This is a genomic window from Mesorhizobium sp. M7A.F.Ca.CA.004.06.1.1 (assembly GCF_003999135.1).
GTDB lineage: Bacteria > Pseudomonadota > Alphaproteobacteria > Rhizobiales > Rhizobiaceae > Mesorhizobium.
The window spans coordinates 1-1,364 of record NZ_RZPQ01001103.1 but is presented as its reverse complement, the minus strand read 5'-3'; the positions used below and the strand labels follow the sequence as shown (position 1 = coordinate 1,364).

The 1,364-nt window shown below is 63.6% G+C and carries 1 protein-coding gene; it reads right to left on the bottom strand.

Features of this window, described 5'->3' with window-relative positions; genetic code table 11:
- The coding region (locus EN906_RS34215) for a caspase family protein (protein WP_245484396.1) at positions 1–1,349 on the bottom strand (1,349 nt) is incomplete at its 3' end.
- Between the last annotated feature and the right edge of the window lie 15 nt (positions 1,350–1,364).

The window sequence follows — 1,364 nt, the reverse complement described above, 5'->3', positions numbered from 1 at the left end:
ATGTTGAAGCCGGTCTCCCTGGCTGTGGCCAGTTCGTCGAGAACCGAATTGACCAGAGCGGTTTCCTTTTCAAGTCCCTTGGCTATGGCCGGCCGCGCCAAGACGAGCTTATAGTCGACGGCGATCTCCGCCACCCGCGCATAGGCGTTGGCGGGAATGTCGGCGAATTTGAGCGCCGGCTTCTTGTCGAACTCGACCGGCTTGACGCGGCTTTCCAGGTTTTTTGCCGACTGCACTTCCAAAAATCCGACAGCGTCGGACAGCGGCGATAACGCCGATGGCAGGATGGCGAGCTTGCTGCCGGGGGTGAGGCGATGCAGCAGTCCGGCGCCGATCGTCGCTTCGCCGTCCTTGATGACGACAGGCCACTGCATGACTGCATCGGTCTTGTCGGTGCCGAAGACGCGGGCATCCAGTTCGCCCTCGAACAGCGGTGTCGGCCGGGTGCGGCTGTCGGCCGAATATTGCTGCAGCACGGCCTGGCCGAGCTGGCGATAGGTGACGTTGGGATTCTCGGCCAGTTTGGACAGGATGGTGAAGGTGAACAGGCCCAAGCGCGGCGCATCCGCGATGCCCTTGGGCAACGGCATCTCGGGCGTCGTCTCCACCGTCTGCGCGGCATAGAAGGCGACCAGCTTGCCCTTGGTGATCGGTTCGCCACCGGTCGGCGTCAGGGTGAAGGCGGGCTTGCGCGTGCCATTGTCGTCGATGCCGCGCGAGCCGGCGACCGAAATCACCTCGTCATAGGCCTCGATCGCGGCAGCCCGCTCGGACTCGTTGCCGCCGACCAGGTCGGCGAACTCGACCTTGCGCTCCAGCTCGTCATCGACCTCGACGGCGCGTGTCGCGGTTCCGGAATGGCAGCAGTCGAACACAACCCAGACGAAAGCACCCTTGTCGCGGATGGCGTCGAGTGCCGCGCCGATTTCGTTGTCGATCAGCGCATTGGGCACGCCGGCATCACGGTTGATCCATTTGCCGATATCTACGGGCAGGAAGATCTCGTCGAGCCCGTCGGTCTCGTCGCCCTTGACCATCTGCGGCTGCTGGGCACCGTGACCGGACAGATGCAGATAGACGAAATCGTCGCGCTGAACCTTGGCGGCAAGGTCGGCCAATGCAGCCTTGATCGCCGCATGGGTCGGCAGGCCACTGGCGCCGGGGACATCCTTGGCGAGCAGCGTGACGTTTTCCGGCGCGAAGCGCACGGGGTCGGGCACATTCTTCAGCAGATAGTCGTGGACGAGGGCTGCATCGTTCTTCGGCCCGACAAGCCAGTTCCTCTGCGGCAGGTTGGGATATTCGGTGCAGGCGACCAGCAGCGCATGGTAGATGCGCGATGCGGCCATGGTTCGGAACGATAC